This is a genomic window from Streptomyces sp. NPDC056061 (assembly GCF_042266885.1).
GTDB lineage: Bacteria > Actinomycetota > Actinomycetes > Streptomycetales > Streptomycetaceae > Streptomyces.
Genome location: NZ_JBHJWQ010000001.1, coordinates 127,543 through 140,264 on the forward strand (window position 1 = coordinate 127,543; position 12,722 = coordinate 140,264).

General features: G+C 69.4%; 12 protein-coding genes, 1 tRNA gene and 4 pseudogenes. 6 read left to right on the forward strand and 11 right to left on the reverse strand.

The window, feature by feature from the left end; genetic code table 11:
* Window positions 1-135: 135 nt before the first annotated feature.
* The 3 genes from ACFC79_RS00550 to ACFC79_RS00560 all read right to left on the reverse strand — a co-directional run bounded on the left by ACFC79_RS00550 (window position 136) and on the right by ACFC79_RS00560 (window position 3,153).
* On the reverse strand, window positions 136-1,371 hold the full coding sequence (locus ACFC79_RS00550) for a glycosyltransferase (protein ID WP_376233262.1): 1,236 nt from the start codon (window positions 1,369-1,371) through the stop codon (window positions 136-138).
* A gap of 611 nt (window positions 1,372-1,982) precedes the next feature.
* Entirely contained in the window at window positions 1,983-2,564 is a 582-nt protein-coding gene (locus ACFC79_RS00555) for a hypothetical protein (RefSeq protein ID WP_376233263.1), read from the reverse strand.
* A gap of 385 nt (window positions 2,565-2,949) precedes the next feature.
* Window positions 2,950-3,153: a hypothetical protein gene (locus ACFC79_RS00560; protein ID WP_376233266.1), complete on the reverse strand. Its 204-nt coding sequence runs from the start codon at window positions 3,151-3,153 to the stop codon at window positions 2,950-2,952.
* Window positions 3,154-4,028: 875 nt separating this feature from the next.
* Here ACFC79_RS00560 and ACFC79_RS00565 point away from each other — a divergent pair.
* The 3 genes from ACFC79_RS00565 to ACFC79_RS00575 all read left to right on the forward strand — a co-directional run bounded on the left by ACFC79_RS00565 (window position 4,029) and on the right by ACFC79_RS00575 (window position 5,572).
* Window positions 4,029-4,868 (forward strand): Scr1 family TA system antitoxin-like transcriptional regulator, encoded by an 840-nt coding sequence (locus tag ACFC79_RS00565; RefSeq protein WP_376234846.1) that lies wholly within the window; start codon window positions 4,029-4,031, stop codon window positions 4,866-4,868.
* Window positions 4,865-5,080: a DUF397 domain-containing protein gene (locus ACFC79_RS00570; RefSeq protein ID WP_376233268.1), complete on the forward strand. Its 216-nt coding sequence runs from the start codon at window positions 4,865-4,867 to the stop codon at window positions 5,078-5,080. The genes ACFC79_RS00565 and ACFC79_RS00570 overlap by 4 nt, the downstream gene beginning before the upstream one ends.
* Window positions 5,081-5,362: 282 nt before the next feature.
* Window positions 5,363-5,572 carry a DUF397 domain-containing protein gene (locus tag ACFC79_RS00575; RefSeq protein WP_376233270.1) on the forward strand — a complete coding sequence of 70 codons (210 nt, stop codon included), beginning with the start codon at window positions 5,363-5,365 and terminating at the stop codon, window positions 5,570-5,572.
* A 180-nt stretch (window positions 5,573-5,752) separates the two neighbouring features.
* Here the strand turns inward: ACFC79_RS00575 and ACFC79_RS00580 are convergent, their stop codons facing one another.
* The 3 genes and pseudogenes from ACFC79_RS00580 to ACFC79_RS00590 form a co-directional block, all read right to left on the reverse strand.
* On the reverse strand, window positions 5,753-6,214 hold the full coding sequence (locus tag ACFC79_RS00580; RefSeq protein ID WP_376233272.1) for a hypothetical protein: 462 nt from the start codon (window positions 6,212-6,214) through the stop codon (window positions 5,753-5,755).
* A 431-nt stretch (window positions 6,215-6,645) separates the two neighbouring features.
* Window positions 6,646-6,810 (reverse strand): hypothetical protein, encoded by a 165-nt coding sequence (locus tag ACFC79_RS00585; RefSeq protein ID WP_376233275.1) that lies wholly within the window; start codon window positions 6,808-6,810, stop codon window positions 6,646-6,648.
* A 129-nt stretch (window positions 6,811-6,939) separates the two neighbouring features.
* A pseudogene (locus tag ACFC79_RS00590) lies at window positions 6,940-7,347 on the reverse strand (transposase); the annotation flags it as partial.
* Between ACFC79_RS00590 and ACFC79_RS00595 the strand changes: the two are divergent.
* A pseudogene (locus tag ACFC79_RS00595) lies at window positions 7,344-7,676 on the forward strand (cation acetate symporter); the annotation flags it as partial. The pseudogenes ACFC79_RS00590 and ACFC79_RS00595 sit on opposite strands and share 4 nt — an antisense overlap.
* Window positions 7,677-7,772: 96 nt before the next feature.
* On the opposite strand, the gene ACFC79_RS00600 reads toward ACFC79_RS00595, so the two are convergent.
* The 4 genes and pseudogenes from ACFC79_RS00600 to ACFC79_RS00615 form a co-directional block, all read right to left on the reverse strand.
* Window positions 7,773-9,638 carry a protein kinase gene (locus ACFC79_RS00600; RefSeq protein WP_376233277.1) on the reverse strand — a complete coding sequence of 622 codons (1,866 nt, stop codon included), beginning with the start codon at window positions 9,636-9,638 and terminating at the stop codon, window positions 7,773-7,775.
* 343 nt (window positions 9,639-9,981) lie between these two features.
* A pseudogene (locus ACFC79_RS00605) lies at window positions 9,982-10,227 on the reverse strand (hypothetical protein); the annotation flags it as partial.
* Between the two features lie 62 nt (window positions 10,228-10,289).
* Window positions 10,290-10,554, reverse strand: a pseudogene (locus ACFC79_RS00610) (transposase); the annotation flags it as partial.
* Window positions 10,555-10,677: 123 nt separating this feature from the next.
* The gene (locus ACFC79_RS00615) at window positions 10,678-11,055 is read right to left on the reverse strand and encodes a nuclear transport factor 2 family protein (RefSeq protein WP_030278697.1); all 378 of its coding nucleotides are present in this window, start codon (window positions 11,053-11,055) and stop codon (window positions 10,678-10,680) included.
* 142 nt (window positions 11,056-11,197) lie between these two features.
* Here ACFC79_RS00615 and ACFC79_RS00620 point away from each other — a divergent pair, with 142 nt between their 5' ends.
* Window positions 11,198-11,926: a hypothetical protein gene (locus tag ACFC79_RS00620; protein WP_376233279.1), complete on the forward strand. Its 729-nt coding sequence runs from the start codon at window positions 11,198-11,200 to the stop codon at window positions 11,924-11,926.
* Window positions 11,912-11,983, forward strand: a tRNA-Gln gene (locus ACFC79_RS00625). Before ACFC79_RS00620 ends, ACFC79_RS00625 begins: the two co-directional genes overlap by 15 nt.
* 86 nt (window positions 11,984-12,069) lie before the next feature.
* Here the strand turns inward: ACFC79_RS00625 and ACFC79_RS00630 are convergent.
* Complete coding sequence (locus tag ACFC79_RS00630; RefSeq protein WP_376234848.1) at window positions 12,070-12,708, reverse strand: response regulator; 639 nt, start codon at window positions 12,706-12,708, stop codon at window positions 12,070-12,072.
* Between the last annotated feature and the right edge of the window lie 14 nt (window positions 12,709-12,722).

The window sequence follows — 12,722 nt, forward strand, 5'->3', positions numbered from 1 at the left end:
GAGCTCCGATCTGGGGTTGCTCGCGACCACGGCGCGAAGCAGGGTGTGTACCCGGGTGATGGCCCGGTGCTCCGGTTCTGTCGTTCCTGGACGTTCGTACCGCCCGGAACGCGGGGCCCGGCGCCCCGGTGCGGCTCACGTCGTCATGGGCGGCGTTCCGCGACCGACGGTATCCAGCAGCAGTTTCGCGGCCACGGCCGCCCCGTCGGCGCGGATCGTTGCGGCCACGTCGGTCGCCCGTGCGCGGGTCTCCGGGGCCAGGGCCGTGGTGAGTGCGGCGGACAGGGAGCCGACGGTCGGCGTCGGGCCGTCATGTGCCGCGCCGGTGCCCAGTTCGGCCACCCGGGCTGCCCAGTACGGCTGGTCGGCCGCCTGGGGTACGACGACCTGGGGCGTCCCGGACCGGGTGGCCGTCGTGGTGGTGCCCGCGCCGCCGTGGTGCACGACCGCGGCCACCCGGGCGAACAGTGCCTGCTGGTTGACCTCGCCGACGACGAAGCAGTCGTCCCGGTCGTCGACCGGGGCCAGTCCGGCCCAGCCGCTCCCGAGGACCACCCGGCGCCCCAGCGCCCGAACCGCCTCGACCGCCACCGGGGCGGCGTCCGCCGCCGCGTGCAGGGGCATGCTGCCGAAGCCCACGTACACCGGTGGCGCACCGGCCTCCAGGAATGCCACCAGCTCGTCCGGGAGCGGACGGTCGTCGGGCGCGATCCATGCGCCGGTCTGTACGACGTCGAACTCCGGCGTCCCCCGCCACGGGTCCAGGACCGGGTCCGTCGCCAGCCACGGCCGGTCGCCGATGACGTAGTCGCGGACGCCGCGCACCGGGGGCAGGCCGTGCGCCGTCCGGTTGCCGTTGAGCGCCTCGCCGAACAGCACCTCGATGCTCCGGGCGTCCAGGTCCCACAGCACCCGGTTCCCGGTGACCCCCGGCGGGAACGGCCGCCCCGGGTACGCGAGCGGCGGATGGTGCGGCGACGGCAGGGTGAGCTGCTGGAAGGTGACCGACACGGACGGGATGCCCACCTTCTCGGCCACCGACAGCGCACCGGCCGCGGCCGGCATCATGCCCGTCGCCACCAGCACGTCACAGCCCTCGGCCGCTTCGGTGACCACCTCGAACTGGGCGGCGATCACCTCGGCCGCGCGCTCCGGGATGGACGACGGCGCCGGAGCCGCCGGCGCCAGCGCGCGGGCGGGCCTGCCGACCGGCACCAGCGGCACGCCGACGCCGGCGAGCCGCCGCGCGGAGTCCTCGTCCGGCGGCGCACACACCCGCACCTCCGCGCCGAGCTCCCGCAACCGCACCGCGAGTCCCACCAGCGGTTCGACGTCCCCGCGCGACCCGTACGTCGACAACAACACCCGCACGTCGTGACTCCCCTTCTTCCGCGGATACCGGCTCAGGGCGGTGATTCTGCGGTACGACGGGGGCCTTGCCGCAAGCCCCCCGGTGCGCTATACGTTGAGAGTGGAAAGGAGCGGGAAGCCTCCTTTCCCTTTCTTTTTGCCGAAGCGAGCGCCCTCTTGTTCACCCGCCGACCCGTCCGGCGCAAGGGTCCGCCGGACGTCGTCCGGCGGGAGGCGCAGACTCATTTCGCGCCCGCCGTTTCTTGAGCCCCTTCTTGAGCCCCTTCTTGAGCCCCTGCGGGTCCTCGCAGTCGATGTGCCGATAGACCGTGACGGAACTGCCGGACGTGCGCACGATCTCACCGCGTCGGCAGCGCTCAAGGCTCTTGATCGGCCTCATGCACGCCGGGCATGTCTCCCCCGAGGGAGCGAACGTCGTGTACTCCCACCGTTGTGCATCCGTGTCCGCCGTGTTCCGGCTCGTCATGGAAACCCTCCCGAGTTTTCGTCAAGTCCGTTGGAAATGACGGGTGTTGAATCATGGAAACGTGAAGGCGTGAAGGCGTGAAGGCGTGAAGGCGTGAAGGCGTGGGGGCGCGGTGAGCTGCCGGGCGCCACGCCGGAAGGGCCACTCAGCCCGTGTCGCCCCTGTGGCCCGTGTCGCCCCCGTGGCCCTGGCCGCCCCGGCCGCTCCGGTCGCTCCGGTCGTCCCGGCCGGTCTGGTCGTCCCGGCCGGTCTGGTCGTTCTGGCCGGTTTGGCCGGTCTGGTCGTCCCGGTCGCGCCGGTCGCGCCGGTCGGTCTGATCGGCGATGCCGTACTGGTCGTGATCCCCGTACATGCGCCGAAGGTCGTCGCGAGCGATCTCCGTCAGCAGGTCTCCCAACGGGTCCGTGACGTCCCACGAGTGCGCGGCGAGGTGTTCGGTGAACAACTGGCACGAGCGCATGTGGCCGATCGGTTTCCGGCGGATCCGTGCACCGCACGCGGGCAGTCTGGCGAGACGGTAGAGCCTCTGTGTGCCGGTGACCGTCCAGAACAGCCACACATGCAGCGGGTTGAGCGGCGGCAGTACCGCCCATAACCGTGCGGCGTGTTCGGTGTCGTCGTCGTGCTCGGCGAGAGCACACAACGCGTGGCGGTCCAGCGCTTGGGCCGGATCGGCCGGGCCGCCCGGGATGGCCTTGAGCAGGGCGAACGTGTCTTCTTCGGGCACTGCGGTGAAGGCAGTGCATTGCAGGAGCACTTCTGCGGGATCTCCTTCACGGTGGGCGGACACCACGGAACCCGCTCGTGCGCCTCGGGCCGGTGACGAGTGCGTGAGTACGTGGACCGCGACCGGATGCCCCTGGCGGTTGCGGGCATGGGGCGGGTGTTTCTTCCTCATCGTTTCCGAGGCGGCGGAACCGTCGGCGATACACGGTCCAGAACCTCTGCGCGGGACAGAGGACAGAGCTCCCCGCCGACGTCGTCGCAGTGCTCGTCAAGTCGGCCCCGGATCACGGGGATCGGGCGAAAACAACGAGGGCCGGGACAGCGCAGCATGTACAGCTGCCCCGTCTCCCCGTCCCTGAACACATCGGACGGATACGGGCGTTGCCTCACCCTCGCGGCCCGGACGGGGGAACGCCGGGCCCGCGCACGATCGCGGCGGCGGACCGGTCTCGACGGGGCTCGCCCCAGTCGTCGACCTGTATCGCGTCGGGCTTCTTGTTGAACGGACAGTAGGGCTTGGTCCCGTCGCAGTAGTTGCAGTGCGGGCAGAGCTTGCCGTCGTCGGTCTGCTGCATGGGCTGTGCGGACATCAGGGGCCTTTTCGTCGGGTGACGCGTTTCGTCGGGTACGTGCTTCATCGGGCACGTGTTTCGTTGGGCACGTGTTTCGTTGGGCACGTGTTTCGTTGGGGCACGCGTGGATCGGCGTACGCGGTATGTGCGTGAACTCGGTTGCGGACAAGGGCTTTGCGGAGAGCCCGTACCAGCCCGTTCCGTCCCGTGCGACGAACGCGAATTCGCCTCCTTCGGCGAGTCGCCGCATCGCGCCGTCCTGGCATTCGTCGTCGGTGGCCCACGCGCGCAAGTCGGCCGGTGCGTCCCCCTCGGCGGCGTCGGCCTGCGGCGGGGAGACCGGCCACAACGCCGCCGGGGGAATCCACGGGGTGCCGGGGTCCGGATCGAGCCCGTTCGCGATCCGGTCGGCCCGGTCGCGCAACCAGCGGAGCGCCAGACGGGGCGATGCGACGAGCGCTCCACCGAGACGGACGCTCGTCCGCGCATCACCCGCGTGCACCTCGACCAGGACGTGCGTCGGCACGGTGGGGCCACGGGTCACAGCCCGCCCCGGCTGCTTCTGAGGTTCCGCAACGCGTTCTCCGCGCTCAACCGTTCGGCAGGGGTGAGCGCTTGAACCCATTTCGGTTCGGCTTCCCACTCGACCCCGCCACCGATCGGCCGCAACGACCACTTCGGGCCGGCGAGTCCACGGAACTCACCCAAGCGATCACCGTGGCTCGCGTCCTTCACGAGTGCGCCAACGGATGGCGCGCGGGCAGGTTCCTGTCCGTCTCGGGGGGTGTTCCTCGCAGACAAGGCAACTCCTCTCCGTAGCGAATCCACTACCAAGCGGGAGTAGCGTGACCTAGAGTTGGGTTGTCTTCAACGTGGCTTATGTGGAGGGTACGTTGGTAAACCGCAAGGAGCTGAACCCTGAAGCAAGCCCCCAAGCGGCTTTCGGGGCACGTCTACGCAGGTTGCGCGAAGAGCGCGGCTGGACCCAGGACCACCTCGGTTCGCTGCTTGGCTGCACGGGCAGGCATATCTCTGCTATCGAAACCGGTAGGAAATCTCCTACTCTGCCGTTCTCTCGTCGTGCCGATGTGTCGTTAGATACGACCAACACCGCCGATTCGTTCGAGCGTGAGTGGCGCGAGATCAAGCACGGCAATCTGCTGGAGGGCTTCCCGGAGTACGTGGGGTACGAGCACCGGGCTGCGGAGATCAAGCTGTTCGAGTGCGGCATGGTCCCTGGGCCACTTCAGACGCGTGAATACGCACAGGCCCTGGCTACCGGCGCGGTCGACCGGGGAGTCATCACGCAGGAACAGGCCGACGAGCGGGTCTCGTTCCTCATGGAACGACAAGCCGCACTGGCACGCCCCCTGCCCCCGCTGGTGGTCGCGGTGCTGGACGAGAGCTGCGTCCGACGAGCCATCGGTGGCCCGGCCGTGATGGATGCCCAGTTTCAGCATCTGATCGATTTCGCCGCGCAGCCCAACACCATGCTTCAGATCGCCCCGTACAGCGTCGGCGAACGCCGCCCACTCGACCGGCTGGTGAATCTGCTGACCCTCCCGGACCGATCCGTGTTCGCCTACGTGGAGTCGCAGACCCAGGGGCATCTGGACCGCGAACTGTCGTCTGTACTGCCGCTGGTGAGGGACTACCATCAGTTGCAGGCTGTATCTCTGTCGCAGACGGCCTCCGTGGACCTGATCCACCAGCTACGAAAGGGCACCCCGTGACGACCGAAGCTGCGACCCAGCACTGGGTCAAATCCTCCTACAGCAACAACGGCGGTTCCTGCGTCGAGTGGGCCCCGGCGCAGGCGTCCACCACCGGCATCGTCCCCGTGCGCGACTCCAAGAACCCCGGCGGCCCCGTGCTGCACACCTCCTCCGCCTCCTTCGCTTCCTTCGTGGCGGGCGTCAAGGCCGGAGAGTTCGGCACGGTCTGATCACCGGGCCTGCACACATCGATGCCGAGCACGGCACAACGAGGCCCCGTCTGCCCCGAGTTAGGGGCATGGCGGGGCTTCGGTCATGCTGCGCGGCGGAGGGGTGCTGGAGGGGTGCGGCGTGGAGCTGAAGTCGTATGAGGAGTCCGCTCGACGAGGCCGTCTCGACCGGGTAAGCGCGTCGGCACTACCGTTGTTGACGGTCTGCCATCACCTTCAAGCCGAGGCGTTGCCCCAAGCGGCGCCTGTGGCCGTGATCAGCTGGATACGAAAGGGCTCCCCGTGACGACCGAATCCCCTCATTGGTTCACGTCCTCCTACAGCAACAACGGCGGCACCTGCGTCGAGGTCGCCGTCAATCTCGTCGCCGCGCGTGGCGTGGTCCCCGTCCGTGACTCGAAGAACCCGAGCGGCCCGGCGCTGAACGCTTCTGCCGGTGCGTTCGCGTCCTTCGTGGCGGGCGTCAAGGCCGACGAGTTCGGCACGCTCTGACCACCCGGCGCCACGCCTGTCCGTCCTGGGAGGCCCCATCGCGCGGAGCATGCGCGGTGGGGCTTCTCGCTGCGGTGGAGGGAGAGGTGCGGCAATCGTGCGGCATGGCAGCGCGAGTTCGCGACCGTCTCCCGCCTCGATGGCTCCGGCCTGCCGGACCCGTTCAGGTGTTCCGCGTGGTCACGTGCTCATGCCGTAGCCGAGTTCCTCGGCGGCGAGGCACCAGAAGGAGTTCTCGTCGACAACGGCGTCGGTGTCCAGGGACTCGAACCGGGCCACCAACGCTTCGGTGAGCGCGTCGGCGGCCTCCTCGGCCCGGTCGGCGGCCTCCTCGTCGTCGAGATCGTCACCCGGCCCCTCGTACGCGGCGGCCTCGGCCGCGGCCTCCGCGTAGGCGCGGTCGAAGGCGACGAACGCCTCGACGTCGGCGTTGACCAGGTGGGGGACACCGTCCTCCGGCAAGCCCCACAGCGAACCGTCGTCACGCCGCATGCCCAGCGCGCTCACCCCCGGGTCGACCGCGACCAAGGCGTACCGCACACCGTCCACCGTGCGTTCCGTGAAAGGGGAGTTCTGCCACGCCCCGGGGTAGGGACTGTGCGTACATCCGGCCAGGAGCGAGGCGACTTCAGCATCATTCATGCCGCGAACCTAGCTGGTACCGCTGACACTTCACCGAACCGGTGAACCCGTGTGGAGCCGCTCCTCTCGACGGGCGTTCGGACCGGTGGACGACGACAGTCACGTCGAGTCCGGAGTCAGGCTGCTCCACGTCCCGGGCCATCCGAGTCCCGGTACACGTGCGTCCAGGACTCGGATGGTTGGCGCTACAGTGCAGGCTGCCCGCTCCCCGGACAGGTCTCGGTGCCGCTCCCGGAGCGTTGGTGGATCGTGGCGGGCTTTGGCCGGTCGCCGTGCCCACTCCCGCACCGCAGACGGGGCAGGAGCCTTCGCATCGGCTGGGATCGAAGCGATGGTCGAGCGTGTCGCACATATCAGTTCCTCCTTGGCGGGGTGGTGCTGATAGGTGGTGCTCTTACGTTCCTCTCCCGCTGCGCAGCCGGAGGGGACGATCAGAATGCTTCTTGCAGTGCGAACGGCTCACTTCCCTTGCCCTGGCCGGGGCGTGCCGTGTGCTGGAACAGCATAAAGATCCGGGATTTGCTGTGGAATACCACGCCCAGGCCCGGATGGGCGTTGGGTTCGGTCGACCTGTCGCCCGATGTGTAGGTGTACACCTGCGCGATCTCCGCATTGCCCGTGTTCGTGAGCTCAGCGCGACGCTGTAGAACAGGACTACCTCCTGCACATGCGCGGGGTGCAGGGCGGAGCTCCGTGAGTCGACTGGAGTGCGTATCGGGTCGTGATCAACTGGCCGTCCTGGTGAGGTCTTTGATCCAGATCATCGAGGCTCGCAAGTGGAGGCCGACGAGGTAGCTCTCCGGGGTCTTGTCGTACCGGCTGGCGATGCCCCGCCAGGTATTCAACTTGTTGATCGGCCGCTCGACGGTGTTGCGCTCCTTGTACAGGTCCGCGTCGTGGCTGACGGGCCGACCGCCGCCAGAGCGTTTCTTCTTCCGGTTCGCGGCCTGGTCCCGCTTCTCCGGGATGACGGCCTTGATGCCACGTCTGCGCAGGTGAGCGCGGTTTTCGCGAGACGAGTAGGCATTGTCTCCGGCGACGGCGACGGCGACGGCGACGGCGTCGGGCCGGGTGCGGGGGCGGCCGACCGGGTCACGGACCCGGGCCTTCTCCAGCACGGGGATGAACTGCGGCCCCGGCACCAGCCCTCGTCTACAGTATGTTCTGGCGACGCTTCACCCGCATCAGGCTGCTCAGCACCCTGATCGTCGGAACCGGCACCGTGCTGGTGCTGATCACCGGCACCAACCCGGTCTCGGGCTCGCCCTCGTCGGTCTTCACCGACCTCGATTTCAACTGGTACCCGTACATCACGACCGGGCTCGTCTCCGTTCCGGCCGGTTTCCTGGCCGGCTGGCTCGGCACGGTCCTCCTCCGCAACAGGGCACCCGCCGCACGCCGCCTGTACCAGGGCGAGGAACCACGCATCCTGGCGGGCGCGGCGCCGGTATCGCGGCGCTGAACACCGCTGCGCGACACGTCCGTTCGGCCGCCCGGCAGCCAGTGCCCGACCCCGTACGGGCTTCCGCGCTCGCGCGCGAAGGTCCGTGTCCGGCGGTCAGGAGTTGCGCCACAGCTGGGACGGTTCCGAGGGGTTGCACGCCGCCGACTGGAAGCCGATGCTGCTGAACATCTGGAGGCAGACGCCCTCGGCGACGTTCATCAGGGTGTGGCCGCTCGATGTCTTGGACCCAATCCGCCAGGTCTGGGATTCGGAGGAGTTGCAGGTCTCGGTCGACAGCCCTGCGTAGCCGTTCAGCCTGAGGCATTTGCCGGTGCCCTGGCCGACGAGCTTGAAGCTGTCGCCGGAGGTGTTTTTGTACGTCCACTTGTAGTAGAGCGTGGCCCCGTTGTGCGCAGGCTCGCCGCATACCGAATTCATGATCATGGAGCCGCCGTAGGTGGAGGCGGACTCGCCCAGGCACCGCTTGTTGGACGCGTTCTTGAGGTAGTGCTGCCCCGAGGGGGCCGGAACCTGTCCTCCGCCCGAGCCGGAGCTCGAACCGGAGCCGCCGGAGGACTGGGATCCGCCGGAGCCGGAGCCGGAGCCGGAGCCGGAGCCGGAGCCGGAGCCGGAAGCGGAACCTGAGCCGGAACCGCCCGAGGAATTGGAACCACCGCCATCGGAACCGCCAGAACCGCCAGAACCGCCGGAACCGCCGGAACCGCCGGAACCGCCGGAACCTGAGCCTTCGGCTCCGCCCGCACCGTCCTTCCCGTCCTTGGACTTGTCTGTGGAGCCGTTTGGTGAGGCGGAGCCCGATCCGGGCTTGGAACCGGGTGAGCGGGAGGGCGACTTCACGGGATCCGAGGAACCACTGCCCGCCGCAGATCCGGACGGTCCGACGCTGATCGACGGCGCCGCGGCATCGGAGTCCGCCCCGGATCGGCCGATCTGGTACGGCCCGAGCGCCAGGGTCAGCGTCGTGCCCGTGGCCACCACGACGGGGATCGCGACGAGCAGCACCCGCTGGCGGCGCCTGTGCGGCTTCTCGGGGACGGCGCCGGTCATCCCGACGACCGGCAGGGAAGGCACCACGGCGGAGGCGGGCTTTTCCGCCCGCTCCGATTCGGGCTCCTCGGGCGGCGGCGGGTTCGCCGCGAACGCCGCCCGCTCGGTGATCCGGTCCGTGACGACCGACGGCCACGGCTCGGTGACCGCGGCGGGCACCCGTTCGTCGGCGATCTCGAAGATCTCGGCGGCCGTCGGCCGGTCCGCGGCGTTCTTGGCGAGACAGGACTTGACCACGGCGGCCAGGGCCGGATCGAGGTCCGGCAGACGCCCGAGATCGGGTTCGGTGTGCACGATGCGGTAGAACAGGCCCGGCCCCGACCCGTCGCCGAACGGCGGACGGCAGTTCGCCGCGAAGAGCAGCAGGCCGGCGAGTGCGAACACGTCCACCGCTCCGGTCAGCTCCCGCTCGGCCATGGCCTGTTCCGGAGCCATGTAGGCAGGTGTCCCGATGACCATGCCGGTCCTCGTCACCCTGCTCTGGTCAGCCGCCCGCGCCACCCCGAAATCGATGAGGGTCACACCGTCGAGGGTCAGCATGACGTTGGAGGGCTTGAGGTCGCGGTGCACCATGTCGGCGGCGTGTACGGCGCGCAGCCCCTTTGCCGCGTCGCGCAGCAGTCGCCAGAGACTGTCGGCGGGCAGTGGGCCGCCGTTCAGCCGCAGCGCATCGCTCAGGGTGATGCCCGGGATGTACTCCGTGGCGAACCACGGTGGCTGTGCCGTGCGGTCACTGGCCAGCAGCCGGGCGCTGACCCCGGACGGCAGCTTGGCGAGATTGTCGAGCTCGTGCCCGAAGTGGGACAGGAAGTCCTTGTCCGCGGCGAGGACCGGCAGCACCTGCTTGACGGCCGCGTACCGCCCCGCCGCCGCGCCGAGATAGACCCGCCCCATACCGCCGGCGCCAAGCACGCCGAGCAGCCTGAAGGCACCGATCCGCCGAGGATCATCCGGCCCGGTCGGCCCGGCTCCGCTGCCGCGTAAACCTGGCTCTTCTTCCCGCCCCCTGTCCATGGTTTCAGGCTAGCCCAGGCCCGAACGAATGCACGACCGCCCCCCAAGTGCGGTGGGAAATCGACTGTTTGGCGGGATCCGGCGGTCCGCGGCGGCTCGGCTCGGAACCAGTGCCGATCCAGGCAACGTTTGCCCCCGTCGCACCGTCCGGCACTTCCCCGAGCTCTCGGCTTCGTTCGAGCAGGGGAGACCCCATCCGAGAGCCTCCGACCGCCTTGCGATCCCGTCGGCCTGCCCCGCACTTGCTCAGGACGGGGATGAACTGCGGGCTGTCCGCCGCCTGGCCCACGGTCAGGACGAACGCCAGTGGGCGGCACTTGCGGTCGGCGGCGAGATGGACCTTGCTGGTCTGCCCACCGCTGGAACGTCCGAGGAGGGCGGCCTTCAGCCGGAGTTTTCACCGACGCCGGATGCGTCGTCGCTCCTCCCGCTCGGGATCACCTTCGGCCTCCTGCCCGCTTTGTTCTTCGAGGCGGCCCCTTTTGACCTGGCCTTCTCCTCTTCGGCGGTGGCCTTCTCCAGGGGCGGTGACGACGTCCTCGTCGAGGTGCATCCCGGTTGTGCCGTGGTGAGCCCGGGCGGTGGTGGAGCCGATACTGACCAAGGACAGGTCCGCCTCACCGCGCTTCGCGGCCTCCGCGATCAGGCCCTCCAGCAGGGCTTCGAAGACGCCGGCGTCCCTACACTGCCGGAAGCGGTTGCAGACGGTCGACCAGGCACCGACCTCCTGCGGCGTCTCCCGCCACCGCCCGCCCGTCTTGAACCGCCGGATCACGCCCTCGAACTGCTGCCGCAGCCGCTCGGGGTACGGGCCGTACCCAAAGGCATCCGCTGGGGCGGACGCCCCCTCAGCGCCGCAGCCTGACCGACCGCGAACCGCAGCCCCGGAGTGCCGAAAGGGACAGGTTCACGAGAAGGACAGCGACAGAAGGACGACTCAGGAGGCGGACGGCTCGATCTCCCCCGCAAAGACGATGACCTGGTCGATGAGGCTCCGCCGCAGATGGACGACGTCCGTTCCCGCCAGGCGGGGGCCTCCATCCGGCGTGGTGAAGACCCACTGGTACCGGGCCCACTCGCCAGGCATGTCCACTGCTGAGCAGCGCACCATCGTGCCGGTCCCCGCCGGGTGGCGCCGGATGTCCAGCACGAACCGCTCGACCGCCGCGATTCCTTCGCTGCGACCCAACGGCCCCCAGAAGACCACGTCTGAGGTCAGGGCCTGGGAGAGCAGGGCAGTCACATAGCTGTCGTCCGAGGCGTTGAACGCGGAGATGAACGTGTCGATCGCGGAGCGTGCCGTCTCTTCCTGCATGCCCCAGTAATACCAGCCATTGCGCGTGCGCTCGTCCCGCGAGCCGCCTTCCGATCACGATGGACCAACCCGGTCACAGCACTGGCGGAGCTCGGGGCGTCCCCGCGTGCGCGGGCCCACACCAAGGGAGTGGCAGGACGCGGTGGCCGCAGGCCGCACGCCCCAGGACGTCGTGGGCGGCGACGCCACGAAGTTCGCCGCGTCCTGGGCGCGGGCCCGTGTTCCGTTCGCAAGCCGACTGCTGCGCATGGCGGCCAGGGTCAGCTGTGTGATCGGCGGGCTGATCCTGACCACGTGTCTGGTCCGGTGGACCACCGAGCGTGCCGTGAGCGTCGGCGATCTCGCCTTCTGGGCCGTCGTCGGAGCGGTCACGGTCGCCTGGGAGCTGCGGCGCGGCAGCCTGGGGCTCGGCAGGAACATGACGGTCGCCCTCGTCGTCGCTGTGGTCGTCGTGCTGCTCTTCCAGTGGCTGGACGGCGGCGAGGCGCTGTTCACGCTGCCGCTGTGGATGGGCCCGGTGCTCCTCCTCCCCGGACTGCCGTACGCCGTCGCCGATGCGCGGAGCAGGAAGAACACCGCGCCCGGCGTCGACTTAGGGCTGTCCCGCAATCCGCGGCGGATCGGCGCGCGGCATCGGATGCGGTGCATCGCAAGCCGGAGGGATGTCCGCCCACCGGCCCCGCAGCGGGCGGTGAGTTCGTCGAACCGTGTCGCGACGGCGCGGTTGGCGGCTTGGCGGCTTTGCCGGCGGGCTGCGGAATGGCTGCCCGGATTCCGCGTTGGCGCAGCGGTGTGTAATTCGCTGGTGGCAATGCAGCGCGAGCCCATACGCTCCCCGACAACGACCCGGACACTTTCCCCGCTGGTCTAATTGGCAGCACGCCGGGCTCTGGACCCGGAGGACGAGGTTCGAATCCTCGGTGGGGAGCTGAGGCGTTTCTTTCGGATCATCTCGCCGACCAGATGACGATGGCGGCGAGGCGGAGTCCGGCGAGGTGATCCGAAGGAATCGGCCTAGGCGCCCACGCCCAGGAAACGCAGCACCGCCAGCACCCGGCGGTGGTCGGCGTCGGCCTTGGGCAGGTCGAGTTTGGCGAGGATGCTGTTGATGTGCTTGGCCACCGCGCTCTCGCTGACCACGAGTTCGGCGGCGATGCCCGCGTTGGACCGGCCCTCGGCCATGAGGGCGAGCACCTCCCGTTCGCGGGCCGTCAGCCGGGTCAGCGGATCGCTCGACCGCCGTACCAGCAGCTGGGCGACGACCTGCGGGTCGAGCGCGGTACCGCCGTCCGCCACCCGCCGCAGCGCCCCGATGAACTCCTCGACGTCCGCGACCCGTTGCTTGAGCAGATAGCCCACGCCACTGGTGTTGGCGGCGAGCAGATCGGCCGCGTAGCGCTCCTCGACGTACTGCGAGAGCAGCAGCAGGGCGGTCGACGGCCGGTCGCGCCGGATCGACAGCGCGGCCCGTACCCCCTCGTCGGTGAAGTCCGGCGGCATCCGGACGTCCACCACCGCCAGATCGGGCCGGTGCTCCTCGACGGCGGCCAGCAGCCCCTGGGCGTCCCCCACTTCGGCGGCCACCTCGAAACCGGCCATCTCCACCACCTTGACCAGCCCCATCCGCAACAGGACGGAGTCCTCGGCGATCACCGCACGCCGCACAC